At 68.0% G+C, this 26,729-nt stretch carries 25 protein-coding genes; 14 read left to right on the forward strand and 11 right to left on the reverse strand.

The annotated features are described in order from the left end of the window. Nucleotides 1-10 precede the first annotated feature (10 nt). Nucleotides 11-553, reverse strand: coding sequence for a WhiB family transcriptional regulator (locus ACVWYS_RS13505; protein WP_091250744.1), 543 nt, complete (start codon nucleotides 551-553; stop codon nucleotides 11-13). A gap of 360 nt (nucleotides 554-913) precedes the next feature. Between ACVWYS_RS13505 and ACVWYS_RS13510 the strand changes: the two genes are divergently transcribed. Continuing rightward, complete coding sequence (locus tag ACVWYS_RS13510) at nucleotides 914-1,618, forward strand: TIGR03089 family protein (RefSeq protein WP_344364145.1); 705 nt, start codon at nucleotides 914-916, stop codon at nucleotides 1,616-1,618. A gap of 63 nt (nucleotides 1,619-1,681) precedes the next feature. Here the strand turns inward: ACVWYS_RS13510 and ACVWYS_RS13515 are convergent, their stop codons facing one another. Then, nucleotides 1,682-2,269 carry a GtrA family protein gene (locus ACVWYS_RS13515; RefSeq protein WP_344364148.1) on the reverse strand — a complete coding sequence of 196 codons (588 nt, stop codon included), beginning with the start codon at nucleotides 2,267-2,269 and terminating at the stop codon, nucleotides 1,682-1,684. Nucleotides 2,270-2,558: 289 nt separating this feature from the next. Here ACVWYS_RS13515 and ACVWYS_RS13520 point away from each other — a divergent pair, with 289 nt between their 5' ends. The 5 genes from ACVWYS_RS13520 (at nucleotide 2,559) to ACVWYS_RS13540 (ending at nucleotide 8,394) form a co-directional block, all read left to right on the forward strand. Continuing rightward, nucleotides 2,559-3,707, forward strand: a complete 1,149-nt coding sequence (locus ACVWYS_RS13520) for a 5-(carboxyamino)imidazole ribonucleotide synthase (protein ID WP_237563329.1) — start codon at nucleotides 2,559-2,561, stop codon at nucleotides 3,705-3,707. Continuing rightward, complete coding sequence (gene purE, locus ACVWYS_RS13525; RefSeq protein WP_116766019.1) at nucleotides 3,704-4,315, forward strand: 5-(carboxyamino)imidazole ribonucleotide mutase; 612 nt, start codon at nucleotides 3,704-3,706, stop codon at nucleotides 4,313-4,315. The genes ACVWYS_RS13520 and purE overlap by 4 nt, the downstream gene beginning before the upstream one ends. Nucleotides 4,316-4,325: 10 nt before the next feature. Beyond that, nucleotides 4,326-6,008 carry an LCP family protein gene (locus ACVWYS_RS13530; RefSeq protein WP_456507224.1) on the forward strand — a complete coding sequence of 561 codons (1,683 nt, stop codon included), beginning with the start codon at nucleotides 4,326-4,328 and terminating at the stop codon, nucleotides 6,006-6,008. Between the two features lie 120 nt (nucleotides 6,009-6,128). Beyond that, nucleotides 6,129-7,418, forward strand: coding sequence for a mannose-6-phosphate isomerase, class I (gene manA, locus ACVWYS_RS13535; protein ID WP_456509899.1), 1,290 nt, complete (start codon nucleotides 6,129-6,131; stop codon nucleotides 7,416-7,418). 4 nt (nucleotides 7,419-7,422) lie between these two features. Beyond that, nucleotides 7,423-8,394 carry a lipid II:glycine glycyltransferase FemX gene (locus ACVWYS_RS13540; RefSeq protein WP_456507226.1) on the forward strand — a complete coding sequence of 324 codons (972 nt, stop codon included), beginning with the start codon at nucleotides 7,423-7,425 and terminating at the stop codon, nucleotides 8,392-8,394. 61 nt (nucleotides 8,395-8,455) lie between these two features. Here ACVWYS_RS13540 and galE read toward each other — a convergent pair whose 3' ends face one another. Beyond that, complete coding sequence (galE, locus tag ACVWYS_RS13545; RefSeq protein WP_456507227.1) at nucleotides 8,456-9,430, reverse strand: UDP-glucose 4-epimerase GalE; 975 nt, start codon at nucleotides 9,428-9,430, stop codon at nucleotides 8,456-8,458. A 154-nt stretch (nucleotides 9,431-9,584) separates the two neighbouring features. After that, nucleotides 9,585-10,607 carry a class II fructose-bisphosphatase gene (glpX, locus tag ACVWYS_RS13550; RefSeq protein WP_175460428.1) on the reverse strand — a complete coding sequence of 341 codons (1,023 nt, stop codon included), beginning with the start codon at nucleotides 10,605-10,607 and terminating at the stop codon, nucleotides 9,585-9,587. 194 nt (nucleotides 10,608-10,801) lie between these two features. On the opposite strand from glpX, the gene ACVWYS_RS13555 reads away from it, so the two are divergent. From ACVWYS_RS13555 to ACVWYS_RS13575, 5 genes are all read left to right on the forward strand, one after another. Further along, nucleotides 10,802-11,536 (forward strand): DUF4245 domain-containing protein, encoded by a 735-nt coding sequence (locus ACVWYS_RS13555; protein ID WP_456507228.1) that lies wholly within the window; start codon nucleotides 10,802-10,804, stop codon nucleotides 11,534-11,536. A gap of 10 nt (nucleotides 11,537-11,546) precedes the next feature. Continuing rightward, nucleotides 11,547-12,161, forward strand: a complete 615-nt coding sequence (locus ACVWYS_RS13560) for a carbonic anhydrase (protein WP_091250769.1) — start codon at nucleotides 11,547-11,549, stop codon at nucleotides 12,159-12,161. A 97-nt stretch (nucleotides 12,162-12,258) separates the two neighbouring features. Next, nucleotides 12,259-13,695, forward strand: coding sequence for a class II fumarate hydratase (locus ACVWYS_RS13565; RefSeq protein ID WP_091250771.1), 1,437 nt, complete (start codon nucleotides 12,259-12,261; stop codon nucleotides 13,693-13,695). 144 nt (nucleotides 13,696-13,839) lie between these two features. Beyond that, a complete protein-coding gene (locus tag ACVWYS_RS13570; protein ID WP_456507229.1) occupies nucleotides 13,840-14,616 on the forward strand; it encodes a TetR/AcrR family transcriptional regulator in 777 nt (258 codons plus the stop codon). Then, complete coding sequence (locus ACVWYS_RS13575) at nucleotides 14,613-16,256, forward strand: MDR family MFS transporter (RefSeq protein WP_456507230.1); 1,644 nt, start codon at nucleotides 14,613-14,615, stop codon at nucleotides 16,254-16,256. The genes ACVWYS_RS13570 and ACVWYS_RS13575 overlap by 4 nt, the downstream gene beginning before the upstream one ends. Before the next feature lie 129 nt (nucleotides 16,257-16,385). Here ACVWYS_RS13575 and ACVWYS_RS13580 read toward each other — a convergent pair whose 3' ends face one another. Both ACVWYS_RS13580 and ACVWYS_RS13585 read right to left on the reverse strand, forming a co-directional pair. Further along, a complete protein-coding gene (locus tag ACVWYS_RS13580) occupies nucleotides 16,386-16,856 on the reverse strand; it encodes an NUDIX hydrolase (RefSeq protein WP_344364171.1) in 471 nt (156 codons plus the stop codon). Between the two features lie 9 nt (nucleotides 16,857-16,865). Further along, on the reverse strand, nucleotides 16,866-17,423 hold the full coding sequence (locus ACVWYS_RS13585) for a prepilin peptidase (RefSeq protein WP_456507231.1): 558 nt from the start codon (nucleotides 17,421-17,423) through the stop codon (nucleotides 16,866-16,868). Nucleotides 17,424-17,481: 58 nt separating this feature from the next. Here ACVWYS_RS13585 and ACVWYS_RS13590 point away from each other — a divergent pair, with 58 nt between their 5' ends. Beyond that, entirely contained in the window at nucleotides 17,482-18,306 is an 825-nt protein-coding gene (locus tag ACVWYS_RS13590; RefSeq protein ID WP_344364177.1) for a hypothetical protein, read from the forward strand. Between the two features lie 59 nt (nucleotides 18,307-18,365). After that, nucleotides 18,366-19,016: a GNAT family N-acetyltransferase gene (locus ACVWYS_RS13595; RefSeq protein ID WP_456507232.1), complete on the forward strand. Its 651-nt coding sequence runs from the start codon at nucleotides 18,366-18,368 to the stop codon at nucleotides 19,014-19,016. A 603-nt stretch (nucleotides 19,017-19,619) separates the two neighbouring features. On the opposite strand, the gene ACVWYS_RS13600 is transcribed toward ACVWYS_RS13595, so the two are convergent. Together ACVWYS_RS13600 and ACVWYS_RS13605 are read right to left on the reverse strand one after the other, a co-directional pair. After that, nucleotides 19,620-21,059 (reverse strand): PhoH family protein, encoded by a 1,440-nt coding sequence (locus ACVWYS_RS13600; protein WP_456507233.1) that lies wholly within the window; start codon nucleotides 21,057-21,059, stop codon nucleotides 19,620-19,622. Between the two features lie 233 nt (nucleotides 21,060-21,292). Next, entirely contained in the window at nucleotides 21,293-22,054 is a 762-nt protein-coding gene (locus ACVWYS_RS13605) for an isoprenyl transferase (protein WP_456509067.1), read from the reverse strand. A 155-nt stretch (nucleotides 22,055-22,209) separates the two neighbouring features. Between ACVWYS_RS13605 and trhA the strand changes: the two genes are divergently transcribed. Further along, nucleotides 22,210-22,926 carry a PAQR family membrane homeostasis protein TrhA gene (gene trhA / locus ACVWYS_RS13610; RefSeq protein ID WP_456507234.1) on the forward strand — a complete coding sequence of 239 codons (717 nt, stop codon included), beginning with the start codon at nucleotides 22,210-22,212 and terminating at the stop codon, nucleotides 22,924-22,926. Between the two features lie 463 nt (nucleotides 22,927-23,389). On the opposite strand, the gene ACVWYS_RS13615 is transcribed toward trhA, so the two are convergent. Genes ACVWYS_RS13615 through ACVWYS_RS13625 form a run of 3 tightly spaced genes read right to left on the reverse strand, consistent with a single transcriptional unit; the run spans nucleotide 23,390 to nucleotide 26,605 of the window. Further along, nucleotides 23,390-24,055, reverse strand: a complete 666-nt coding sequence (locus ACVWYS_RS13615) for an HAD family hydrolase (RefSeq protein WP_456507235.1) — start codon at nucleotides 24,053-24,055, stop codon at nucleotides 23,390-23,392. Then, nucleotides 24,052-26,298: a thioredoxin domain-containing protein gene (locus tag ACVWYS_RS13620; protein ID WP_456507236.1), complete on the reverse strand. Its 2,247-nt coding sequence runs from the start codon at nucleotides 26,296-26,298 to the stop codon at nucleotides 24,052-24,054. The genes ACVWYS_RS13615 and ACVWYS_RS13620 overlap by 4 nt, the downstream gene beginning before the upstream one ends. Beyond that, nucleotides 26,276-26,605, reverse strand: coding sequence for a hypothetical protein (locus tag ACVWYS_RS13625; RefSeq protein ID WP_344364192.1), 330 nt, complete (start codon nucleotides 26,603-26,605; stop codon nucleotides 26,276-26,278). Before ACVWYS_RS13625 ends, ACVWYS_RS13620 begins: the two co-directional genes overlap by 23 nt. Nucleotides 26,606-26,729: the final 124 nt, after the last annotated feature.

The following is a 26,729-nucleotide window of genomic DNA, read 5'->3' on the forward strand; positions in this document are numbered from 1 at the left end:
TCTTGAAGAATTAGACTGCTCGCTTCCTAAGCCGGCGCCGCTCGCGCTCGGAGAGGCCTCCCCAGATCCCGAAGCGCTCGTCGTTGGACAAGGCGTATTCGAGGCACTGGGAACGCACGTTGCAGGCGCCGCAGACTTTCTTGGCGTCGCGGGTGGAGCCGCCCTTTTCCGGGAAGAAGGCTTCGGGATCTGTCTGGGCACACAGGGCGTCGGTCTGCCAGCCGAGCTCGCCCTCATCGTCAAAGTCCTGCCGGGACGGCAGCCCGATCCAGACCGGCTGCGCGATGGTGCCGGCGCCGGGCGAATGGAGCTCCATGGGCGGGTCGAGGGGATCGTGGTCCTGGTCCGGGCCGGCAAGGAGTTCATCGTGCGCTGCGAGGAAGGCGGTAGCCGCGTCCTGCAGGGAATCTTTGGTGTGTTCGTTGTAGCGGTCAGCTGCGTCCGGATCGGCCGGATCTACATACCAGTCACTCGGCACACCTCGTGAACGGTATTTCGCCGTGGCCTGGCCGGCAACTACGGCATCTTCATGGATACGCTCTGCTAGCCCCATGGCGTCCCCCTCCTGATTTGCAGCCACTGCAAGACCCCCTTGGACACTCGGTTGAGTGCCGGTTTATGCGCAGTGGCTATAGATAACTAATTACACGTGTGTAAGTATCCGGGAGTCAAGCCACGGCGGAGATAATAATCAACTTGAAACACAAAAGGGAGGCACGCCACGCCCGGTATTTTTCCCGCGCCGCCCGCAGAAACCCGCGAAATAATCAGGGTACTGAGCACTTTTGGGGGTATTCCTTGAATTTTCGGGAAATTTTCCGTGCCGCAGCCCGAGGGGTAGCCGGCGGCAGGATCCCGGGCATGACGGACATCACACCGCGGGCGGACGGAGGGGCCGTGGCAAGATGAAGGCATGAGCATTCCGGCAATCGAACTGATGACAGCGTTGCGGTCCGGCCAGTCCACGGCGCCCCGGCTGACCTGGTACGGCCCCGATTCCGAGCGGGTGGAACTGTCCGGCCGCGTGCTGGACAACTGGGTGGCGAAGACGTCCAACCTGCTGCAGGACGAGCTCGATGCCGAACCCGGCATGCGGCTGCGGCTGGACCTGCCCGCCCACTGGAAGTCCGTGATCCTGGCACTGGCTGCCTGGCAGCTGGGCATGGAGGTGGTCTTCGACGACGCGGAGGCGGAGTTGCTGGCCACTGCGGATCCCGGCCCCGGCGCCGCGGCAGGCGGGTTCGATGCCGTCCTCGCGGTGTCGCTGCCGGCACTGGCGATGCGGTGGCCGGGCGAGCTGCCCACCGGCGTCCTCGACTACGCGGCCGAGGTCCGCTCCCACGGAGACTTCTTCATGCCCCACATTGACCCGGAAGCCCAACGCCCCGCGGTTCGCACCGCGGGCGGGACAACCCACGCACACGGGGCGCTCCTGGACGATTTCGCTGCCGAGCACGAGGCCGGCCTGCGGCTGCTCGTTCCGGCCGAGGATGGCCTCGAGATGGCCCTTGCTCAGTCGTTGGGGAGCTGGAAGGCTGACGGCTCGGTGGTCCTGGTGCACCCCGACGTCGAGGTGACCGGCAAGCTGCGTTCCGCGGAGCGCATCAGCGGAATCTGAGCGCGCTCAGCGGAAAGTAAGCACCAGGCCGGCCTGTTCTGCCTAGGGCATCAGGCCGGTGCGTCAGGCGGCCGGGCCGGGCAGCTCGGGATCTTTGACGGCCTCTTTTACGGCCGTCGCGGAAACACTGGCGCCGGGCTCCTGACCATGCTGCATGTGCGGATGCCGCTCAATGATCTCGTGGTCGTGCGAGAACTCCGGCTCTTCGTCGAGTTCCTGGTTGAACACGAGGAAGCGGTACGCGAAGAACCGGACCACGGTCGCGACCAGAATGCCGACGACGCCGGCCAGGAACAACATGTTCTTGTCGGTAATTCCCATGCCGTACTTCGCGAGCGCAGTCAGGCCGGTGGAGATGCCGATGCCGATCCCGTTAATGATGATGAACATCACGAATTCACGCAGCACATTGGCCTGCCGGCGGTGCCGGAAGGTCCAGAATCGGTTGGCAACCCAGGAAAACACCGTCGCGACGCTGGCACCGAAGAAACGGGCCTTGGCTTCGCTGTCGGTCATGGGACCGTGCATCAGGTAATACGTCAGTCCGTTGTCGATGACGAACGCGATGCCGCCGACGGCGCCAAACTTGGCCACTTCGCGCCAGAACAGCGAGGCCAGTCCGCGCATGCGCTCTGTAAGTGTAGTAATCATGACCCTCCGTGGCCTTTTGGAACTGTCGGCCTTTGGGCCAAACGCCCATTTTAGCGCCGTTTCCCGGGAGACCGCCCTCGCGGACCGTCGCGACGGCGGCCTGCGCACCCGACGCCGGACTGAGTCCCGGCGGGCCCCGAAGCATCGATTCGGCGCTGTTCCCGCACTCTTCCGGGGCTCTTCCCGGGCTTCCAGTGGCCAAAAGCCGGGTTCCCGCGAGGTTTTCGGTAGGCTGGGACTTGTGACTTTTCCTGTAATCGGTGTTGTTGGCGGCGGCCAGCTTGCCCGCATGATGGCCCCTGCCGCCACCGCCCTGGGCTTCGAGCTCCGTGTTCTCGCCGAAGGCGAGGACGTCTCTGCCGTCTCTGCCGTGGCCAACGCCCCGGTCGGTGACTACAAGGACCTCGACCACCTGCTCGAGTTCTCCCGCGGCCTGGATGTTCTGACCTTCGACCACGAACACGTCCCCACGGCCCACCTGCGGTCCCTGATCGCGGCCGGAGTCAACGTCCATCCCGGTCCGGATGCCCTGGTCAATGCCCAGGACAAGCTGGTGATGCGGGCCGCGATCGACCGGCTGGAACTGCCCAACCCCCGGTGGGCCGCCGTCGCCAATGTCGCGGACCTCGTCGCCTTCGGTGAGGAGACCGGCTGGCCGGTGGTGTTGAAAATGCCCCGCGGCGGTTACGACGGCAAGGGCGTGCGGATCGTGTCGTCGGCCGAGGACGCGGGCGGCTCCGCCGACTGGTTCGAGGCCATGTCTCCACTGCTGGCCGAGGCCAAGGTGGAATTCAGCCGCGAGCTCTCGGCCATGGTCGCCAGGACCCCGGACGGTGAATCACGCGCGTGGCCGGTGGTGCACACCATCCAGGTGGACGGGGTGTGCGATGAAGTGATTGCCCCCGCCTTGGACATTTCCCTCGATGTGGCCGCGGCCGCCGAGAACGCCGCCATCCGGATCGCCAACGAACTCGGCGTGACAGGTGTCATGGCTGTCGAGCTCTTCGAGACGCCGGGCGTGGGTGCGGGCTTCCTGATCAACGAGCTCGCCATGCGCCCGCACAACACCGGACACTGGACCCAGGACGGCTCGGTGACGAGCCAGTTCGAGCAGCACCTGCGGGCCATCCTCAACCTGCCGCTGGGTGCGACGGACCTGCTGGGGCCCGTCGTCGTCATGAAGAACTTCCTCGGCGGGGCCAACCAGGACCTCTTTTCGGCCTACCCGGCCGCCCTCGCGAGCGAACCGGCCGCGAAGGTGCACTGCTACGGCAAGGCCGTCCGGCCCGGGCGGAAGATCGGCCACGTCAACCTTGTCGGGACCTCCGCCGCCGACGTCGACTCCGTGCGGCAGCGGGCCACCACCGTGGCCGACATCATCCGGAACGGCCGGGCCCACGCCGGCACAAGCGCGCCAACCCCCGAGGAGACCGCATGAGCACCGCACCCGATAACGCAGCAGCCCCACTCGCCGGCGCCGGTTCGGTCACCCCGATCGTGGGCCTCGTCATGGGCTCGGACTCGGACTGGCCGGTCATGGAAGCCGCCGCGGAAGCCCTGTCGGAGTTCGGGATCCCGTTCGAGGCCGACGTCGTCTCCGCGCACCGGATGCCCACGGAGATGATCCGCTACGGCCAGAGTGCCCACGAGCGCGGCCTTCGCCTCATCATCGCCGGTGCGGGCGGTGCGGCGCACCTGCCCGGCATGCTCGCCTCGGTCACGCCGTTGCCTGTGATCGGCGTCCCCGTGCCTTTGAAGACCCTCGACGGCATGGATTCGCTGCTGTCCATCGTGCAGATGCCCGCCGGCGTCCCGGTCGCCACCGTTTCGATCGGCGGGGCGCGCAACGCCGGCCTCCTGGCCGTGCGGATGCTGGCCTCGGGCACGGACGAGCTCGCGCTCCAGCTGCGGGCGGACCTTATCGACTTCGCCCAGGAACTCAACGACGTCGCCACCCGGAAGGGCGCGAGCCTGCGGGAGAAGGTCAGCGAAGTGTTCGCCGAAGGAAACGTCGCCCCGCGTAGCAGCCAAAAAGGCAGCCATTAGGGATCTCCACATGAGCAACGGCTACGCCCCCGCGCGCGGCACCGAGAGCCCCGGGCAGTCCCGGCAGGCACCGAGCGACCCGGTCCGGAATCCTTCCGGCGCCCCGGCCCCGGTGCTGACCAAGCGGGCGTTCGTGCTGATCATCATGACGCTGCTGGTTCCCGGCAGCGCCCAGATCGTCGCGGGCAACCGCCGGCTGGGACGGGCCGCGCTGCGCGTGACCGTGACGCTGTGGGCACTGGCCCTGCTTGCCGTGCTGCTCTTGTTCGTCTCCCGATCCACGCTGATCAACATCCTCACCGGCCCGGTCCCCTCGCTTCTGCTGGTGCTCGGCCTGGCGTTGCTGGCCCTCGGCTGGGCCGCCCTGTTCCTGAACACGTTGCGGCTGATCCGGCCCGGCCTGCTCACCCCCCGGATCCGCCCCGCGGTGGTGCTGACGCTCGTGCTGGCCATGATCCTCATCAGCGGTTCCCTGGGATACGCGGCCTATCTGCTCAACGTCAGCCGGGACGCCATCGGAAGTATCTTCTCCGGCTCCGGCCCCACCCTGGAGCCCTCCGACGGCCGGTACAACTTCCTCATGATGGGCGGCGACGCCGGGGCGGACCGCACGGGCCGCAGGCCGGACAGCCTCTCGGTCATCAGCGTCGACGCCAAGACCGGCGGCACGGCGATCATCTCCGTTCCCCGCAACCTCCAGAACGCCCAGTTCAGCGCGGAATCCCCCATGCGCAAGGTGTACCCGGACGGGTACAACTGCGGCGACGAATGCCTGATCAACGCGATCAACACCGAGGTCACCAACGAACACCAGGACCTCTATCCCGGAGTGGCGGACCCCGGGGCGCAGGCAACCCTGGAGGCGGTCTCCGGCACGCTCGGCATCAAGGTCCAGGCCTACGTGCTGGTGGACATGGACGGCTTTTCCAAACTCATCGACGCCATGGGCGGCATCCGGATCAAGGCCGGCGGCTGGGTCCCCATCAGCGGCCCCGTGGTGGATGAGGCCAACGGCATCCATGGCATGCCGGACGGCTGGATTCCGGCCGGCGACCAGACGCTGGACGGCTTCCACGCGCTCTGGTACGGCCGGTCCCGGGAGTTCGTGGACGACTACGCCCGCATCCAGCGCCAGCAATGCGTGCAGCAGGCGATGCTCAAACAGCTCGACCCGGCAACCCTGCTGACCAAGTTCGAGGACATCGCCAAGGCCGGCACCAAAGTGGTCGAATCGAACATCTCCTCCGGCCAGCTCGGCAGCTTCGTGGACCTGGCCATGAAGGCCAAGGGCCAGAATGTCAGCCGCCTGACCATCGGTCCGCCCGACTTCGACGCGGCGTTCTCCACGACCCCGGACTTCGACGTCATCCACGCGCGGGTCGCCAAACTGCTGGCCGGGACGTCGGCGGGAGCCGCCGGGGCCGCCGGAGCGGATGGCAGCGCCGCGAAGCACGGGACGGCCGCCGGGCCGCCCTCCGCCGCAGCAGCGCCCGCCGGAGCAGCACCGACCGCAGCAGCGCCAGCCGGAGCAGCGCCGGCCGCCCAGCCCTCGCCGTCGGATTTCACCCCGGTCACCACGACCCCGGACGGCCAGCCGATCACCGAAGAGATGCTCAACCAGTTCAAGCGCAACGGCGACGAACAGTCCATCCGCGACCTCGTCGCCACCAACGGCCAGTGCACGCCGCTCTAGGGCCCGGCCGCACGGCGGCCCATGCCGGCTGCTCGCGCCTGCTGCCCGCGCCGGAGGCGCGCAGATCAGAGCGACCAGATCAGAGTGACAACCCTTCATTGACCAGATAGGTTCCAGGCCATGTACGAACTTGAGAACGTCCTCCGGCCCTACGCCTGGGGCTCCCCGACGGCCATCGCCGACCTCTTGGGCCGGCCAGCCTCCGGCGGTCCCGAAGCGGAGCTCTGGATCGGCGCCCACCCGGACTCTCCGTCCGTCGCCCTGACGCCGGCGCCCGGCGGAGAGGGCCGGCATGCCCCCGTATCGCACAACGGCGGACGACTGGCGCTGGACGCGCTGATCGCCGAGGATCCGGAACACTGCCTGGGCAGCGGGAGCGTGGCCGCCTTCGGCCCGCGCCTGCCCTTCCTGCTCAAAGTTCTCGCGGCCGCGACACCGTTGTCCCTGCAGGTTCACCCCACGCTCGAACAGGCGCGGGAAGGCTTCGCCCGGGAAGAGGCTGCCGGGGTCGACCATGCCGCCGCGGAGCGCAATTACAAGGACGACAACCACAAGCCGGAGATGATCTTCGCGCTCACGCCCTTCGAAGCGCTCTGCGGTTTCCGGCCGGCGGCGGAATCGCGGGCCGTATACCTGCACGTGGCGGCCTGCTTTGAGCTGGCGGGGCTGGAACTGCCGCCGCTGATCCCGCAACTGCTCGAGGACCTGGCGCAGCCGGACGAGCCGACGGCCCTCAGGTCCGCCTTCGAACGGCTGATCACCGGCGGCGAGGACGTCTCCGACACGACGGCCAGGGTTGCCGCCGTCCTGACCTCCGGCGCTCCCATGGCGGAGCACGAGGCCGCGCTCTCGACCGTGCTCACGCTCAACGGCCAGTACCCGGGCGACCCGGGGGTCCTGATTTCGCTGCTGCTGAACCGGATCTCGCTGGCGCCGGGCGAGGCCGTCTACTTGCCGGCCGGAAACGTCCACGCCTACCTCCGCGGCCTCGGGATCGAAGTCATGGCGTCCTCGGACAACGTGCTCCGCGGCGGGCTCACGCCGAAGTTCATCGATGTGCCGGAACTGCTCAAGACGGTCGCGTTCGAGGCAGTCGCCGTGCCCATGCTCCCCGCCGAGACCACCATGCTGGGCCAGGAACTCTTCCGGCCGCCGTTCCGGGAATTCCAGCTCCAGCGGATTGAACTGGCGCCTGGTGCGGAGCCCGTGCCGCTGGCGCAGTCCGGTGCCGCTGTCATCATCGTCACAGCCGGCTCCGTCCGGCTCGACTCCCCGAAGGGCGAGCTCCGGCTGGACCGCGGCGCCAGCGCCTTCCTGGCCGCCGCCGAGGCCCCGGTCAACGTCCACGCCGTCTCCGGGGCCACCGGCACCGCCCTCGCATTTGCCGTCACGACCGGATTGGAAGCCTGACACCATGGACTATTTCCTGCAGAGCCCGCAGTGGGCAGAGTTCCAGCGTGCGCTGGGACGCACGGTCCACGAACAGTCCGGACCCGGGTGGCGCTTCCTCGCCGTCGAGGAATCCAACCCGGCCGGGAAGCTGCTGTACTCCCCCTACGGTCCGGTCGCTGAATCGCTGGCGGCGTTCGACGCCGCGCTGGCGGCCCTGACGGACCTCGCCCGGAACAGCGGGGCAGTGTTCGTCCGGGTCGAGCCCGTCACCGCGGGGTTTGAGGCCGCCGAGGCCGACGCTGTCCTCCGCAGCCGCGGCCTGCAGCCGGCTCCGGTCAACCAGCAACCGGAGCTGAGCTGGATTGTGGACCTCGACCGGGACTTCAAGGACGTCCTGGCGGACATGAAGCCGGTGAACCGCAACCTGTTCCGCAACATCCACAAGAAGGGCGTGACCTTCCGCTCCAGCCAGGACCCGGCGGAAATCTCCGTCCTCCTGGAGTTCCTGCACATGACGGCAGCCCGGAACGGCTTCAAGCCGCAAAGCGACGAGTACCTGGGCCAGGTGGCCCGCTCACTGATGCCGGCCGGCGCCGCGACGCTGTTCATCGCCGAGCTCGACGGCCACCCCATCGCCGCCGCCCTGGCCTACGATTCGGCCGACACCCGGACCTACGCCCATGCGGCCCTTGATGACACGCACCGCAAGCTCAGCGCGGGTATTCCCCTGCTGGTCACCCTGATCGCGGATGCCCAGGCAAAGGGCCTGAAGCACGTGGACCTCTGGGGCGTGGCACCCGCGGACCAGCCCGACCACAAGTGGGCCGGGTTCACGGCGTTCAAGAAATCGTTCGGCGGCCGCGAGATCGCCTATCCGGGAACGTGGGACCTGCCGGTCCGGAAGGTCCGCTACGGCAGCTACCAGCTGGCCCGCAAGGGTGCCCAGCTCGCGAAGAAGCTGCGCGCCCGGTCCCGCCCCCTCACGAACAGTTAGTCGGCAGCAGCCGACGGCGGGAGAACGCACCGCCCCCAGTTGGCACCGCCGGCCGGCGTCGTCAGCCGGCAGTCGTGATCGCGTGCCGCTGGGCGTCATAGGCGCTGGCCACCATCTGCTCCACGGAGTGCCGCATCTTCCAGTTCAGATCGCGGGCGGCCAGCGTGCCGTCGGCCACGATCCTGTCAGGATCCCCCGCCCGGCGCGGGCCGATCTCCGGCTCGAAATCGATTCCCGTGACCTTGGCCATCGCCGTCATGATCTGGCGCACGGAAAGCCCGTCCCCCGATCCAAGGTTGTAGACGCGCTCCAGCGGCGTCCCGGCGGCAAGGGCCTGGGCGGCCGCCACATGCGAGGTCGCCAGATCGGCCACGTGCACGTAGTCGCGCACACAGGTGCCGTCCGGGGTGTTGTAGTCGATGCCGTTGATGCGCGGCGTCTTGCCCGCCGTGAGCGCCCGCAGCACGATCGGGAAGAGGTTGTGGGGGCTTGTGTCGTAGAGCTCGGGCGCCCCTGAGCCGACCACGTTGAAGTACCGCAGCGAGGTGTGCTTCAGGTCCCGGGCCCGGCCCTGGTCCCGGATGAGCCATTCGCCGATGAGTTTGCTCTCGCCGTAGGGGGATTCCGGGTTGGTGGGGGTGGCCTCGGTGACGATGTCGCCGGTGGGCGTGCCGTACGTGGCTGCGGACGAGGAGAAGACCAGTTTGTCGACCCCGGTGAGCTCCATGGCCTTGAGCAGCTGGGCGGTGCCCGTGACGTTTTGTTCGTAGGTCAGCAGCGGCTCCTGGACGGACACCCCGGCGTACTTGAACCCGGCCAGGTGGATCACGCCGGTCACCGCGTGGTTCCGCAGGGTGTGGGCCACGAGGTCGGCGTCGAGGATGCTGCCGTGGACGAACGGCACATCGGCCGGAACGAACTCACGGTGCCCGCTGGAGAGGGAGTCAATCACCACCGGATGGATCCGGGCGCCGCGCAAAGCGGAAACCACATGAGAACCGATATATCCTGCACCGCCAGTTACGAGCCACGTCATGGCTCCACCCTACCGAATCCGCCGGCGCTGCCACCGCCCTGCGGTAACTGACACGGCAATTGACACCGGGGTTAAGACGACGAATCCCGGGGCGCGGATGCGGCCCCGGGATTCGTCGTCAATGCTGGTGCAGCGCAGTGCGGCTGCGCAGGTGCTAGCTCTTGCGGGCGTAGCCTTCCCACTTGCTGGCCTGGTGCTCGCCGTCCACGAAGCGGATGGTGCCGGACTTGGAGCGCATCACGATGGACTGGGTGAGGACCTTGTCCTTGGAGTAGCGGACGCCCTTGAGGAGGTCGCCGTCGGTGATACCGGTGGCCGCGAAGTAGCAGTTGTCGCTGGAGACGAGGTCGTTGGTGGACAGCACGCGCTCGAGGTCGTGGCCGGCGTCGATCGCCTTCTGCTTCTCGTCGTCGCTCGTGGGCCACAGCCGGCCCTGGATGACGCCGCCGAGGGACTTGATTGCGCAGGCCGCGACGATGCCTTCCGGGGTGCCGCCGATGCCCATGAGGGCGTCGACGCCGGTGCCGGCACGTGCCGCGGCGATGGCGCCCGCGACGTCGCCGTCCATGATGAACTTCGTGCGGGCGCCGGCTTCGCGGATTTCCTCCACGAGGGGGCGGTGCCGGTCGCGGTCCAGGATCATGACGTTGAGCTGGTTGACCTTGACGCCCTTGGCCTTGGCGATGAGGTGCAGGTTCTGCTTGACCGGCAGGCGCAGGTCAACCATGTCGGCCGCTTCGGGACCGGTGACGAGCTTTTCCATGTAGAACACGGCGGAGGGATCGAACATGGACCCGCGTTCGGCCACGGCGAGAACGGCCAGGGCGTTGTTGATGCCGAGCGCGGTCAGGCGGGTGCCGTCGATGGGGTCGACGGCGACGTCGCACTCGGGGCCGGTGCCGTCTCCGACGTGTTCCCCGTTGAAGAGCATCGGGGCTTCGTCCTTCTCGCCTTCGCCAATGACCACAACGCCGTTGAAGTGGACCGTCTGAAGGAAGGAGCGCATGGCGTCGACGGCGGCGCCGTCGGCCTTGTTCTTGTCGCCGAAGCCCACCCAGTGACCGCCGGCGATGGCCGCGGCCTCGGTGACGCGGACAAGTTCCAGTGCGAGGTTGCGGTCAGGCTCGTCGATCCCGACGGCGAGCGAGGGGGAAAGCGTGGAGTACTTCTGGGACATAGGCGCTGGTGTCACGTGAACCTCTTCTTCGAGTGGCGGTCGTTGAACCCGTACGGCCAGGATCGATCCGTCGCGGTGATTCGTCTGCTACTGATCATAGTCGCGGCAACCTAGCCAGGTCATGGGATGACCGGTGCGTGACGCACTTCACCCACAGGCGGCCGCCGGGGCGCGAATGTGAGATCGGCCCGTACATGGGCGACTATAGAGGGGTGAGTGAATTGCAGGACACCTCCCCCGCAGCCCCCGGTTCTCCGGCTGGCGGCGCCCCCACGGCCGCCCCGGACGCTTCCGGACAGCCACCGGTCCGGCCCGTCATCGCCGCCGCGGCAGCCAAACGCGCCAACGCTTCCGTGATGGGCATGATTATCGCCCTGGTAGTGAGCATCGCAGCGTTCCTGCCGATCGTCCTCATGAATCCCTCGCCCAAGACCGACGGGTACCACCCGAACATCAACGTCAGCGCCGTCGCGCAGAACGCCGCCGATGTGGCGGGATTCACACCCGTGGCAGCCGATACCGGCGACACATTTCATCCCAACTACGCCCGCTGGGAGTCCGGCGCGGGCAGCGGCGTCCCGGCCTGGGAAGTCGGCTACCTGACGCCCAAGGAGTCCTTCATCGGTCTGGTGCAGACCCGGCAGGCCAACCCCACCTGGCTCCTGCAGCAGACCAAGAACGCGCCGATGACCGGCACCCGGAACGCGGGCGGCCGGGACTGGGAGCTGCGCGACACCGGCACGGGCGAGAAATCCATGGTGCTGGCCGAACGCGGCACCACCGTCATCCTGTCCGGATCCGCGACCCTGGAGGAGTTCTCCACCCTGGCCGCGGCCGTGGTGAAGTCGCTCGAAAGCAATCCGCCTGCCGGGGCTCCGGCGAGCACCCCGGACGCAACAGATTCCCCTTCGGCCGCGGCAACACAGTAAAGTCGGGGGCGTGGCCACCTATCTCACTCCTGCACTTGCCTGGCGCCGTCTCCGCGAAGGCAACGAACGTTTCGTCTCCGGCGCATCCTCGCACCCCAACCAGGATGCATCGCGGCGCTCGTCCCTCGTAGAGAACCAGCACCCGTTCGCGGTGATCTTTGGCTGTTCCGACTCGCGCCTCGCGGCCGAGATCATCTTCGACCTCGGCCTGGGCGACGCGTTCGTCGTCCGGACCGCCGGCCAGGTGATTGACGACGCCGTGCTCGGCTCCCTCGAATACAGCGTCAGCGTCCTCGGCGTGCCGCTGATTGTGGTCCTGGGCCACGACCGGTGCGGCGCCGTTACGGCCACCAAGACTGCCGTGGAGACCGGCCAAATGCCGGTCGGCTTCATGCGCAGCCTGGTCGAGCGCATCACCCCCTCCGTGCTGACCTCGCTGCGTAACAATCAGGAGGACGTCAATGACATGGTGATCGAGAACGTCAAGCAGACCTCACAGCGCCTCGTGGACAGCTCCCGTGTGATTTCGGACGCAGTGGAAGGCGGACGCGCCGCCGTCATTGGACTCGCGTACAGCCTGGCCGACGGCAAGGCTGACCTCGTGTCCGGGATCGGCGAGCTCTAAGCCCGGCACGTCCGGCCCGGCCCCTTCCGCCGCGGATGCGATTGCGGCGGCCGTTCACGGTTTTCGGTGGGACGCCCACTCCCAATAAGCTAGCCCCATGACTTCCACAGATGAGTTGAACACCGAAGAGTTCCGCATTGAACACGACACGATGGGCGAAGTCCGCGTTCCCGTGAACGCCCTGTACCGCGCACAGACGCAGCGGGCAGTGGAGAACTTCCCGATCTCCGGCAAGACGCTGGAGCGCGCCCACATCGAGGCCCTGGCCCGGGTGAAGAAGGCCGCTGCCCAGGCCAACGCCGAACTGGGGGTGCTCGACGGCGAGCTCGCCCAGGCAATTGCCGACGCCGCCGACCTCGTTGCAGCCGGCAAGTTCGACGGCGACTTCCCGATTGACGTCTTCCAGACCGGGTCCGGCACGTCCTCGAACATGAACACCAACGAGGTCATCGCCGAGCTCGCCTCACGCGCCCTCAAGTCCGCCGGGAGCGACAAAGTTGTCCACCCGAACGACCACGTCAACGCCTCACAGTCCTCCAACGACGTCTTCCCGACGTCGGTGCACGTGGCCGCGACGTCCGCGCTGATCAATGACCTGATCCCGGCCCTCGGCTACCTGGCAGAGTCGCTGGAGCGCAAGGCCGTGGAGTTCAAGGACGTCGTGAAGTCCGGCCGCACGCACCTTATGGACGCCACCCCGGTCACCCTGGGCCAGGAATTCGGCGGCTACGCCGCCCAGGTCCGCTACGGCATCGAGCGCATCAACGCCTCTCTCCCCCGCGTCGCCGAGGTCCCGCTCGGCGGCACCGCCGTGGGCACCGGCATCAACACCCCCGCCGGATTCCCGGAGCGCGTGATCGAACTCCTGGCAGCCGACACCGGCCTGCCCCTGACCGAGGCCCGCGACCACTTCGAAGCCCAGGCCAACCGTGACGGCCTCATCGAGGCGTCGAGCCAGCTGCGCAACATCGCGATCTCCTTCATGAAGATCAACAACGACCTCCGCTGGATGGGTTCCGGCCCCAACACCGGCCTCGGCGAAATCGCCATCCCGGACCTGCAGCCGGGCTCCTCGATCATGCCGGGCAAGGTCAACCCCGTCATCTGCGAAGCGTCCATCATGGTCTGCGCCCAGGTGATCGGCAACGACACCGCCATCGCCTGGTCCGGCACCAACGGCGCCTTCGAACTGAACGTCGGCATCCCGGTCATGGCCGCCAACCTCCTCGAATCCGTGCGGCTGCTGGCCAACACCAGCCGTGTCATGGCCGACAAGATGATTGACGGCATCACGGCCAACGTCGAGCGCGCCCGCTTCCTCGCCGAGGCCTCACCGTCGATCGTCACCCCGCTGAACAAGTTCATCGGCTACGAGAACGCCGCCAAGATCGCCAAGAAGGCCGTGGCAGAGGGCCTGACCATCCGCGAGACGGTCGTCTCCATGGGCTTCCTGGAGCGCGGCGAACTGACCGAAGAGCAGCTGGACACCGCACTGGACGTCATGTCCATGACGCGCCCGCCGCACAAAGCCTAAACAACGCCCGGTGCGCCGCACCGGTCACCACGGCAACCAACTCCGGCGGCCGGCGTCTTTCCTGCGAAAGGCGCCGGCCGCCGTCGTGCCCCGGCACCCCGACACCTTTTGCACTAATTGCAGTTAAGTGCAAAAATACACTCTATGGGCAACAGTGCAATTAATGAGGGCGGCCTCCGCGAGCGCAAGCGTGCCGCCACACGGGCGGCAATCACCGCCGTCGCGCGTTCACTGACCGCCGAACGGGGCCTCAACGGCTACACCGTGGAGGAAGTCTGCGAGCAGGCGGGCATTTCCCGCCGGACGTTCTTCAACTATTTCCCAGCCAAGGAAGATGCAATCCTCGGCCACGTCGACGACGACTTTCCCGAAGAGGTGGTCGAACGCTTCATGGCAGGCGGCGCCGGCTCGCCCGCCGGCGAAATATCGGACTCGCTCCTGGCCGACCTCGTGCGGCTGTCCCTCGACCTCGCCGAACGGATGAGCGGCTCCGAGGAAGAAACCCGCCAGCTGATCGGCGTGATCAAGAAGGAGCCCCAGCTGATGCTCCGGATCATCGGCGCCTCCGAGGAACGCGAGGCCGAGTTCGCCCGGCTTCTCGCGGCCCGGGAAGGCGTCCCGACGGACCACCCCGTGGTGCGCATGGCCGTAGTTCTCCTGGGCAACATCGCCAGGAAGACCAGCGCCGGCTATTTCTCCGAAGGCAACACGCGCACCTACAAGGACATGCTGCTGGAAAACATTGCGGCGGCCCGGACGCTCTTTGCGTTGCCGTTCGATCCCTCCCGGGCCGGGCCGACCCCCTTGAGCATGTCCCGGCCCCACATCCAGCAGTCCAGCACCTCTCAGTCGAGTTCTGCGCTGCCCAGTTCTTCGCAGTCGCATTCTCCCCAGTCCACCCCTTCCGAAGGAGCGCAATGAGCGCGTTCAGCACCAAGCCAGCAGCCGAGCCGCTGCTGCTGACCCAGAAACGCATCTGGATCATCTTCTCCGCCCTCATCGCGGGCATGCTGCTCTCCAGCCTCGACCAGACCATCGTTTCCACCGCCATGCCGACGATCGTCGGCAAGCTCGGCGGGGTGGAGCACCAGGCCTGGATCACCACGGCTTACCTGCTGGCCACCACCATCGTCATGCCGATCTACGGGAAGTTCGGCGACATCCTGGGGCGGCGGAACCTGTTCCTCGTGGCGATAGGGCTCTTCACGCTCGCTTCCGCGGGCTGCGCCTTTGCCACCGATTTCTGGGGCTTCGTGGTGTTCCGCGCCATCCAGGGCCTGGGCGGCGGCGGCCTCATGATCCTGTCCCAGGCCATCATCGCCGACATCGTTCCGGCCAAGGAACGCGGCAAGTACATGGGCCCGCTGGGCGCCATCTTCGGCCTCTCCGCCGTCGCCGGCCCCCTGCTGGGCGGCTTCTTCGTGGACCACCTGACCTGGGAGTGGGCCTTCTACATCAACATCCCGATCGGCATCGCTGCGTTCACGATTGCCTGGTTCACCCTCACACTGCCAAACAAGAAGGCCGAGAAGAAGATCGACATCCTGGGCGTGCTGCTGCTCTCCGCCGCCACCACGTGCCTGATCTTCTTCACCGACTTCGGCGGCAAGAAGGATGAAGGCTGGGATTCGCCGCTGACGTGGGCCTTCGGCGCCGGACTCGTGCTCGCCGCCACCGCCTTCGTCATGGTGGAGCGCCGGGCCGAGGACCCCATCATTCCGCTGAGCCTGTTCAAGAACCGCATCTTCGTGAACTCGACGGCCATTGGCTTCACCCTCGGGCTGGGCATGTTCGCGGCCATCGCCTTCGTTCCCACGTTCCTGCAGATGTCCTCCGGGACCTCCGCCGCGGAATCCGGCCTGCTGATGCTGCCCATGATGGTAGGACTCATGGGCACGGCCATCTTCTCCGGCATCCGGATCTCCAAGACCGGCAAGTACAAGATGTTCCCGATCCTCGGGGCGGCCCTGACCATCGCCGCCATGCTGTGGCTGACCACGCTCACGGCCGCCACCCCCATCTGGGTCATCTGTGTGCAGCTGTTTATCTTCGGCGCCGGCTTGGGCTCGATCATGCAGGTGATTGTCCTGGTGGTGCAGAACTCCGTGCCGGCGGACCAGATCGGCACCGCGACCAGCACCAACAACTACTTCCGCGAGGTCGGCGCATCCCTGGGCGTCGCCGTGTTCGGTTCCATCTTCACCACCCGGCTCGCCGAATCCCTGACCAATGCCTTCACCGGCGCCGGGGCGTCCGCCGAGCAGGCGTCGCAGTCCACCCGGACGATGGACCCGCAGACCCTCAGCCAGCTCCCGGCGCAGCTCAAGGACGCGATCGTCAACGCCTACGCGGATTCGCTCGCGCCCGTCTTCTGGTACCTGCTCCCGTTCCTGGGCATCGCCCTGATCCTGGCTATTACCCTCAAGCAGATTCCGCTCTCGGACACCGCCGGAATGGTGGCCCGCGGAGAGGCCGTCGGCGGCGAGGAAGCCGAGCGGCTCGAGGCGGAACGAGCCGCGGCTGCCAGGAACGACGACGAGCTCACCCGCCAGCGCGGCTGATCTTCCGGACTCCGTTCCCGAACCCGGCCGCATCCGCTGGCCGGTGCCAGCCAGGGGCGCCGCAATCTTTGGGGGTTGCGGCGCCCCTGCTGCATGCCGTGCACGTCAGTACCGGAAGACTGGCCCGGGTCAGCGCCGGTAGTGGACGTCGGCGGCGGGGTCACTGGCCCGGCGGATCGTTTCCAGGTGTCCGGCCATGAGCTCCGGGAAGTCCTTCGGCAGGAACCAGCCGACGTCGAGGGATTCGTCGTCGTTAACCCGGGCCTCGCCCGAGACAAAGCGGCACCGGAACACCAGGGTCAGGAAATGGCACACGTCGCCGTTGGGATACCGGGTCGGGCCCACGGCATCAACAGAAACCAGCCGCTCCACAACCGCAACCACACCGGTCTCCTCCAGGATCTCCCGCAGCAGGCCCGGCGCAGGTTCCTCGCCCGGTTCCAGGATCCCGCTGATCAGTCCCCACTGTCCGTTGTCGGCCCTCCGGCCGAGCAGGACCCTGCCGTCGTCGTCGAACACCACTCCCCTGACTCCGGGCAGCCAGAGGGGCTCGTGCCCGATCTTCTCGCGCAGTCTCATGATGAACTCCGGGGTCGCCATGCCGGCCGCCTACGTGGCGGGGATCAGCAGCATGGCTGCCGCTGTTCCGGCGAGCATGAACGGCCCGAAGGGAATGGCCGATTGCAGCGTCCCGCGGCGTGCGACGAGCAATCCGAGGCTCCACAGGCCGCCGAGGATGAACGCGGCAAAGGTCCCCGCAAAGACGTGCCCCCAGCCAAGGAATCCCAGGTACATTCCCAGGACGCCTGCAAGCTTCACGTCACCGAATCCCATGCCCGGCGGATACACCGCGTGCAGGACAAAATAAAACAGCCACAGGGATGCCCCGCCGGCGAGGACACGCAGCCCCGGCACGCCGAACAGCCCGGCATCCGGTGTGCCGGCAACATCTTGCCCGGCGGGAAGAAACTGGCTGGCGGCCGCGCCCAGCAGGAGAAGTCCGGCGATGGCATAGGAGGGAAAGACGATGCGGTCCGGCAGCAGGTGGTGCCGGACATCGATCACGGTGAGCCGGACGGCCATCACGAAAAAGTAGGCGCACGCGGCCAGGGCCAGCCAAAAGGCCAGCGGGTTGGCGGCGCCCAGGGTGCCGAGTCGTTCGATCACTCTCGGATGCTACTGGATATTCGCCCGGCCCGTCGGTCCCCGCGCGTAAACTGTGGATATGGCCGCATGGGACAGCAGGAACCGGCGCGGGCCGCTCGCGCCCCGGGGCCCGGCGGACCAGGCTGCGGCCTTCCGGCACCTGTGCCGGTCCTCGCCGTGGAAGTGGCAGTCGCTGAGGTTCGAGTACGTGGACCGGCCTGTGAAGGCTGCCGCGGGCTCCGCGCCAGCCGCCGTCCCCGACGACCTCGTCCGGGCGTGGCTGCGCAGGCCCGGCGCCCTGCGGCTGGAAACCGTCGACGGACTGGTGATCGCCAGCACCACCGGCATCAATGATTCACGCGGCGGCTTCTACGTCAGTTCGACGCGGAAGACCTGGCTCCTGCCGCCGCATCTGGTCACCCCGGTGTACGACGACGACGGGCTGGTGCGCCGCCGCCCGGAGGCAGCCTACGGCGAACCGTCCTTCGGGAACGGCCGCTTCGCCGCCGTCCTGGACCCGGTGGAGCTCGCGGGGAATTCCCCCGTCCCGCTGGAGTTCCCGAACCTCAACGCTGTGGCGCTTGGTCCCATCGCGGAGGTCGACCACGAGGGCCGGCCCGCCCTCGAAACCACGGTCAGTCCGAACCCCTCGTACCGTCCGGCCGACCCTGCAACCCCGATCTGCCGCCCGGGACGCACGCTGTTACGGGTCGACGCCGGCACCGGCGTCTGCGTTGCAAGCCGCTGGCTGGACGCACCGGAAACCGGCGCCGAGCCGGCCTACGGGCACTGGCTCAGGATCCTGGGCGTGGACGAATACATGCTCGATGACCTGTTCCTCGCCGAATCCATGAACCTCACGGACGTCCGCCGCCACATCAGCTGGGACGTTCCGGCAGAGTAGCAGTGCCGGTGCCGCGGCGTGACTGGCATCCCCGGCCCGGTACCGTTAGGCTTCCTGCGATGACTTCGCCCGCCGACTACTGGCCCCCGTTCGGACTGACCCTGACCACCCCGCGCCTGACGTTGCGCCCTGTCCGGGACGAGGACATTCCGGTCGCTATCGGGGCCGCCCTCAGCGGCGTGCACGAGCCGGGCCGGAGCCCCTTCAGCACCCCGTGGACCGACGCCCCGCCCCACGAGCTCGGGACCAACATGGCGCAGTGGTACTGGCGGTGCCGCAGCAGCATGACGCCCGGGGACTGGACCCTCCTGCTCGGCATCTGGCACGACGGCGACTTCGTCGGCTGCCAGGACGTCGCGGCCAAGGACTTCAGCACCCTGAAGACTGTCAGCACGGGATCCTGGCTCCGCCAAAGCGCCCAGGGCCGTGGCCTCGGCACCGAAATGCGTGCCGCCGTCGCGCTCTACGCCTTCGACTACCTCGGCGCCGAACTCGCAGAATCCGAAGCCGCCGTCTGGAACCAGCAGTCCCTCGGCGTCTCCCGCTCCCTCGGCTACGAACCCAACGGCGTCACCCGCGCCGTCTGGGGCGGCCAGCCCCAGGAAGTCCAAAAGGTCCGCCTGACCCCGGCCACCTTCAAGCGCCCCCAATGGAATCTGCAGGTAGAAGGCCACCCCGCCACAGCAAAGTACCTGGGTATCCCCGTTTAGCACCCGACGTAGCTGAATTGCCGTGGTTGGGTCCGCCGGGCAGCGGCGCCCCGCCGTCGCTTAGACCGCCGCCGCCCCTCACTGGGTTGCCGAGGTTGGGTTTCGGGGCAGCGGCGCCCCGCCGTCGCTTAGACACCTCCCGTCGCTGCGCTGCGGTCGCTGGGCGACCTTCGCTTCGCTTTGGTCGGCGATGCGCTCCTTGGCGGGACGCCGCAGCCCCGCGAAGGTGGGACGCTCACCAGCCGGGACGCGCTCCTCCGCAAGGTGAGGGACAAACCTGCCGGGACGCGGTCTTTCGTAAAGGAGCGCATCGCGACGCATCGGATCCCCGGAGGTCGCTCAGCGACCGCAGGGGTCCATATGCGTCGTGTCTAAGCGACGGCGAAAGGCCGCGGCACGGCGAACCCAACCACGGTTACCCGACCACAGCGAAGGGCCGTGGCCCGGCAAACCCAACTACGGCGAACCCAACCACGATTACCCGCCGACGGCGGGACGCCGCTGCCCGGCGAACCCAACCACGGTTACCCGACCGCGGTTACCCGACCACAGCGAAGGGCCGTGGCCCGGCTAACCGGACCACGGCCTTGGACCGGGGCGGGCTTAGATCTCCGCCCCCTCGAGCAGATCCGTCACCAGGGCAGCGATCGGCGAGCGCTCCGAGCGGGTGAGGGTGACGTGGCCGAACAGCGGGTGGCCCTTCAGCGTCTCGACCACCGCGGCCACGCCGTCGTGCCGTCCGACCCGCAGGTTGTCGCGCTGGGCGACGTCGTGGGTCAGGACGATCTTCGAGTTCTGGCCGATCCGGCTCATGACCGTCAGGAGCACATTCTTCTCCAGGGACTGCGCCTCGTCGACGATCACGAACGCGTCGTGCAGCGAGCGGCCGCGGATGTGCGTCAGCGGCATGACCTCGAGCATGCCCCGGTCCATCACTTCCTCGACGACTTCCTGGCTGACCAGCGCGCCCAGCGTGTCAAAGACGGCCTGCGCCCACGGGTTCATCTTTTCCGCCTCGGATCCGGGCAGGTAGCCCAGTTCCTGGCCGCCCACGGCGTACAGGGGCCGGAAGACGATCACCTTGCGGTGTTCCCGGCGCTCGAGGACGGCTTCGAGACCGGCGCACAGGGCCAGCGCGGACTTGCCGGTGCCGGCGCGGCCGCCGAGGGACACGATGCCGACGGACGGGTCCATCAGGAGGTCGATCGCGAGCCGCTGCTCCGCCGAGCGGCCGTGGAGGCCGAAGACGTCGCGGTCACCCTTGACGAGCCGGACCTGCTTGTCCGACCCGACCCGGCCGAGGGCCGAGCCGCGGCTGGAGAGCAGGACAAGCCCCGTGTTGGTCGGCATTTCGGCCGCGGCCGGGATGAAGACCGGCTCGTGCCCGTAGAGGGTGGCGACCTCGTCCTCGCCCGCGTCGATCTCGGCGACGCCGGTCCAGCCGGAGTCCTTGACGAGTTCATTGCGGTATTCGTCGGCCATCAGCCCCATGGCCGAGGCTTTGACGCGCATCGGCAGGTCCTTGGACACCACCGTCACGTCGCGGCCCTCGTTGGCCAGGTTTTTGGCCACCGCGAGGATGCGGCTGTCATTGTCCGCCCCGCGGAAGCCGGCCGGCAACACCTCCGCGGAGATATGGTTCAGCTCCACCATGAGCGTGCCGCCGTCGCGGCCCAGCGGGATGGGACGGTCCAGGCCGCCGTGCTCAAGCCGCAGGTCATCCAGGAGCCGGAGCGCCTTGCGCGCGAAGTACCCCAGTTCAGGGTCGTGGCGCTTTCCTTCGAGTTCGGTGATGACGACGATCGGCAGGATGACCTCGTGCTCGGCGAAGCGCAGGAGGGCCCGCGGATCGGAGAGCAGCACGGAGGTGTCGATCACGAAACTGCGGGCCGTGCCCCGGATTCCTGTTCCTTCCCCGGAAACAGCAAGACCGGCCGCGGCGGAATCCGCTGCACCGGTCTTTGAGGTGGCTCGCTTGGCGCGAGAGGTAGCTTTCTGTCCCTGGTCGGAAATGACATCGGGCAGTTGCTCAGAAATAGCCACATCGACTCCAGCCCCGGGGCAATGCCCGGATTTGTTATTGGTGAGGCGGCTCGGCCTGAAGGCCGCACGCGGCCTCCCATACACCCGGTGCGAACTTCCGCTCCATGTACTGGCCTCCCCGATCGGCCGGCGAATTGCCCGCCGATGGGATAAACGTACGTCTCAAGGGGTGGGTTTGTCCGCCAATTTGACGGCGATTCTTGTTGCCGGTTTGTGAACTCCGCGTGAACGGTTCAGGCGCCGAAGCGGCGCTGCCTGCCGGCGTAATCGCGCAGGGCGCGCAGGAAGTCGACTTTGCGGAACGCCGGCCACAAGGCCTCGCAGAAGTAGAACTCACTGTAGGCGCTTTGCCACATGAGGAACCCGGATAGCCGCTGCTCCCCGGAGGTCCGGATCACTAGGTCCGGATCCGGCTGGCCCCTTGTGTAGAGGAACCGCGAGATGTCATCGACGGTGAGTTCATCGGCCAGTTTTCCGATGTCCGCTCCCCGGCTGACGGCGTCGTGCAGCAGCTCCCGGACGGCGTCGACGATCTCCCGCCGTCCGCCATAGCCGACGGCGACATTGACGTGCAGCTTTTCGTGCGCCGGAGTGCGGGCCGTGAGTTTGTTCAGCCGCTCGGCCAGATAGTCCGGCAGCAGTTCCGGGGCGCCCATGGCGTGGACGGAAATGTCGGCGTCCTCGTCCAGCCGGTCCAGGGTGTTGGCGATGATGCCCATCAGGAGGTCCAGTTCCTCGCCGGAGCGGTTCATGTTGTCCGTGGAGAGCATGTACAAGGTGACCACTCTGACGCCGAGTTCCTGGCACCAGCCAAGGAATTCGTGGATCTTGTCCGCGCCGGCCTGGTGCCCCTGGCTCGTGGGGGCGTTGAACTGGCGGGCCCAGCGCCGGTTGCCGTCCACCATGACGCCGATGTGCCGGGGGATCCGCTCCGGGTCCAGGGAGCGCTGCAGTTTGCGCTCGTAAAAGCCGTAGAGGAACCCGGGCATTTCCATCCGGAGATTCACCTGGCTTCCTTGAGATCCTTGGTTCAGTGCACATCCTAGGCTACCTGCCGGAGCGCCCGGCCGCGCGCAGGACTGCCGCCGGCTAGCCTCCGAACCATAGTTACCCGCAGGTAACTTACCAGTGCGTAGTTTATTATTGCGGCATGGAAAGCAACAGTCTGGAGCCCCGGCCGGAGCCTCCGGCAAAAAAGGGGACCCCGGTGGACGACGCCGCGGTGAAGCTTGCCGAGCTGCTCATGATCAAGCCCAAATGGCGGGGCTGGATCCACACCGTGACCGCTCCGCTGGCGCTCGTCGCCGGGCTGGTGCTGGTGCTCCTGGCTCCGCCAGATCTGAAGGTTGCGTGCGCCGTCTACGCCGTTACCGGGGTGCTGCTTTTCGGGGTCAGCGCCGTGTACCACCGCGGGAACTGGTCACCGCGGGTCAAGATTGTCCTCAAGCGCCTGGACCACACCAACATCATGCTGGTGATCGCCGGCAGCTACACGCCGCTGGCCTGGGCCCTGCTGGAGCGGCAGAAGGCCGAACTGCTGCTGTGGGTCATCTGGTCCGGGGCCATTCTTGGTGTGCTGTTCCGCCTGCTGTGGACCCACGCCCCGCGATGGCTCTACGTGCCGATCTACATCGCCCTGGGCTGCGGGGCACTGTTCTATCTCCCGGATTTCTTCGCCGCCAATGTGGCCTCGGCCGTGCTGATCTGCGTCGGGGGCGTCCTGTACATCACCGGAGCGGTCTTCTACGCCCTGAAGAAGCCGAACTTCAGTTACGAGCACTTCGGCTTCCACGAGCTGTTCCATGCCCTGACGGTGGTCGCCTTCGCCGCGCACTACATTGCCATTGCGATCGCGGTCCTGGGCTGACCCCGCGGGCCGAGGCTGAGCCGGGCCGAGGGCCGAGTCTGGCCGGGCTGAAGCTCAGGCGGCCTTGGCGCGTCAACCAGACCATGCAGTCCGCCGCACTTCTCAGCGCCAACCGGGTCACTGAGGGTCCGGATGGCCCTCGACCACCGATACTCCCCCGGCCCGTACCAGCTGCCCTCGTGCCCGTCAGCGGCAATTCTCCCCACCATTGTGACAACGACGCCGGGACTCACCGGCCCCTCTGCCCGACACGCCGGGCGAGCCCCCAAAGGTGGGGAAATTCCGACGTCGAGGGCCGGCGCACAACCGGGCTGCGGTTTTTCCCGGCCGTTCACCCTGCCCAGTCTCCCCACCATTGGGACAACGACGACGGGACTCACCGGCCCTTCTGCCCGACACGCCGGGCGAGCCCCCCAAAGGTGGGGAAATTCCGACGTCGAAGCTCAGCCAATTGGCCACCAGCTCAGGCGGGCCGCCCCGCCGCGATGAGCCCGGGCAGCTGCCGCATGTCTGAAAAGACTGTGGTCCCGGGGCCGGCCAGCCGGGCGGCCGGGGTCACGCCTCCGGCGTAGGCAAAGACGTGCATTCCGGCTGCCCGGGCGGCCTGGACGCCGTAGGCGCTGTCCTCGACGACGGCGCAGCGCTCCGGCGCCGTGCTGAGGCGGCGGGCGGCGTGGAGGAACAGGTCCGGCGCCGGTTTGCCGTTGGCCACCTCCGTGGCGCTGAAGAGGCGGCCCTGGAAGCGGTGGAGCAGCCCGGTCTTGCCCAGGGTGCGGTGCATCTTTTCGTGGCTGCCGCTGGAGGCGACGCAGTGCGGAAGCGGCAGCCGGTCCAGCGCCTCCTCTATGCCGTCGACCGCCTCAAGCCCGCGCTCGAAGGCGTCCTGGTACCACCGTCCGTACTCCTGATCCCAGCCGTCGGCCAGCCGGATTCCGAGGTGCTGTTCCACGGAGGCTACGAAGTGGGCCTCGGATCGTCCGACGAACCGTTCCACGATTTCATCGAGCTCCAGGTCCCAGCCGAGGTCCGCCAGGACCTTCTGGTCCACCCGGACGGCGATTACCTCGGAATCAACCAGGACGCCGTCGCAGTCGAACACCACCAGCTCAAAGCCGTGCTCAGAAGTCATCGGGCCATTGTAGCCAGCCGCTCGCGCACCCCTGCGACGGAACCCGTCGGACGGTCACAGACCATTCCGCGGCACAGGAACACCTGCGGGGCGCCGTCCGGACCCGCACCGCGGCCGCGCAGTAGCGGCACGGGCAGGGCGGCGCCGTCGTCCTGGACCGCGACCACCAGCCCGGGGCTGGGCGAGATCAGCAGCACCCGGTGCAGCGCGGCACGCCCGGGCGTGTCCGGCCCGGCGACGGCAGCCTCGACGGGTCCGGCGAGCGCCGCCTGGGCGGTTGCCAGCAGCCAGCCCGCCACGCGGGGCGCCCGGACCGCGAGCGGCGGCAGCAGGGAGAGAATGTTGGCCGCCAGGGTGCGGTGCTCCGGGGAGCCGGACAGCGCCGAGTGGGTCAGCAACGCCCCGGCCAGCGCGGCGGCACCGCTAGGGGCGGCGTTGTCGAACAGGTCCAGGCCGTCCCGGCCGCCCTGGGCCGCGGTGACCTGCGCCGACTCCCCGGCAGCGTCTTTCAGTCCGCCGTCGGCCGCGAACCGTACGCAGGCCGCATCCAGCACGGCTGCCGCCAGGTTGTACCAGCGGGTGTGCCCGGTCACCCCATAAAGCGCGAAGAGTCCTTCGGCGCAAAAGGCATAATCCTCCAGCAGGCCCCCGATTCCGCGTGCCGTCCCGCCGTGGGAGACGCGGATGAGCCGGCCGGGGCCGTCTCCGGGCGGCTGCCAGTGCACCCGTTCGAGATACGCCGCAATACGTTCCGCGGCGGCCACGAGCTCCGGCCGGGCCAGGACGGCCCCGGCGTCGGCGAGTGCCGCGACGGCCAGTCCGTTCCAGCCGGCCACCACTTTGTCGTCCCGGCCTGGCTGCGGGCGGCCGGAGCGCGCCTGCGCCAGCACCGGGCGCACCCGCTGCCACAGCACAGCGTCGTCGCCGGCGATCTCCCGGCCCGGATGCAGCGGTGAACCGTCGGCGGTCACACTCCCGGGTGTGCGGACGTTCATGAGGGCCGCCACGGCGGCGCCGTCGGCGGGACCCAAGAGTTCCTGGAGCTGGGCCGGGGTCCACAGGTAGCTGGCGCCCTCGGCGTGCACGCCGTCGACGACGGTATCAGCATCCAGCGAGGACGCCAGGGCCACCGCCTGCGCCGCTCCCCCGCCCGGCGCCGGGGCTTGGTCCGGCGGCAGCCCGAGGCAGGTGAGGAGCCAGTCCGCGGTGCGCCCGGCCACTGCTGCCGCCTCGGCCGCCGGGTAGTCGAGCGTGCCGCCCAGCCGTACCCAGTGGACGTAGACGCGCAGCAGCTGGGCGTTGTCGTAGAGCATTTTCTCGAAGTGCGGAACGGACCAGTCCCGGGTCACGGAGTAGCGGGCGAAGCCGCCGTCGAGCTGGTCGAACAACGCCGACCGGGACATCGCCGCGAGCGCGCGCCCCGCCATATCGCGGGCCGCCGCCGCGGTGTCAGCTCCTACAGCGTCCGGGCCGGCAGTATCGAGTTCAGCGGCTGCCGACGGCAGTCTGGCCCCGGGCACGGCGGCGTGCCGGATCAGGAATTCGAGCACGGCCGACGGCGGGAATTTCGGCGCTCCGCCGAAGCCGCCGTGGCTCTGGTCTTCGGACCGGGACAGGGCACGAACGGCTTCCCCCTGGATCGCAGCGTCCAGGGGCTCCGGCGGCCCGTCGAGCCGGACGGCGCTGGCCGGCTGGGACGCGGCCATGCCGCGGGCCAAGGTGGCGGCATTAGCTTCGACAGCGCCGCGGCGCTCCGTCCAGGCCTCACTCACGGCCTCAAGGACCTGCCGGAAGGAGGGACGCCCCGGCATGGGCCGGGGCGGAAAGTAGGTGCCGGCGTGGAAGGCCCGGCCGTCGGGCAGGAGGAAGACGGACATCGGCCAGCCGCCCTCGCCGCTGATCGCCTGCGTGGCGGCCATGTAGACGGCGTCGACGTCGGGGCGTTCCTCGCGGTCCACTTTGACGGCGACGAAGTGGGTGTTCAGGTAGTCGGCCGTGTCCTGGTCCTCGAAGGATTCGTGGGCCATGACGTGGCACCAGTGGCAGGCCGCGTAGCCGATGGAGAGGAACACCGGAACGTCCCGGGTGGCCGCGGCGGCAAAGGCCGCATCGCCGAACGGCTGCCAGTGGACCGGGTTGCCGGCGTGCTGGCGCAGGTACGCAGAGGGCTCCGCCGCCAGGGCGTTCGAGCCTCCTGGCAGCGGGCGGGGGGAACCGCTGTTAGCGGTTTCCTGGTCCTGCATCGCCGTTGACTTCCGGCCGGGCAGCCCCGCCCTCGGACGGGAACCGGGTGTCCTCGGTGCCGTCGGCGCCGGAGGTCCCTGCCTCCTCGGCGGCCGTACGCTCGGCCTCCACCTGGGCCCGGTAGCGGACCCGGCGGATGCGCCGCACCATGTCCACGATCAGCAGCGCGGTCAGCACCACGATGAAGGCTGTCAGCAGGAAGCCCAGAAAACCCGGGGTGACCTGGTCCTCGGACAGGCCCGGTCGCAGCGACGGCGTGGGGGTGGGCGCCGGAGCTGTTGCCAGAGCGATGAGCAAGGAATGCACGGTGAAAACCTTCTGTGGAAACCGGTGTCTTTTCTTCGGCGCCTCTTCTACGGCGCCTCTTCTACGGGGCGTTAATCCTACGGGGCCTCAATTCTACGGGGCCTTTTCTACGCCGGATAGAAGA

The organism is Arthrobacter sp. TE12231 (assembly GCF_054062895.1).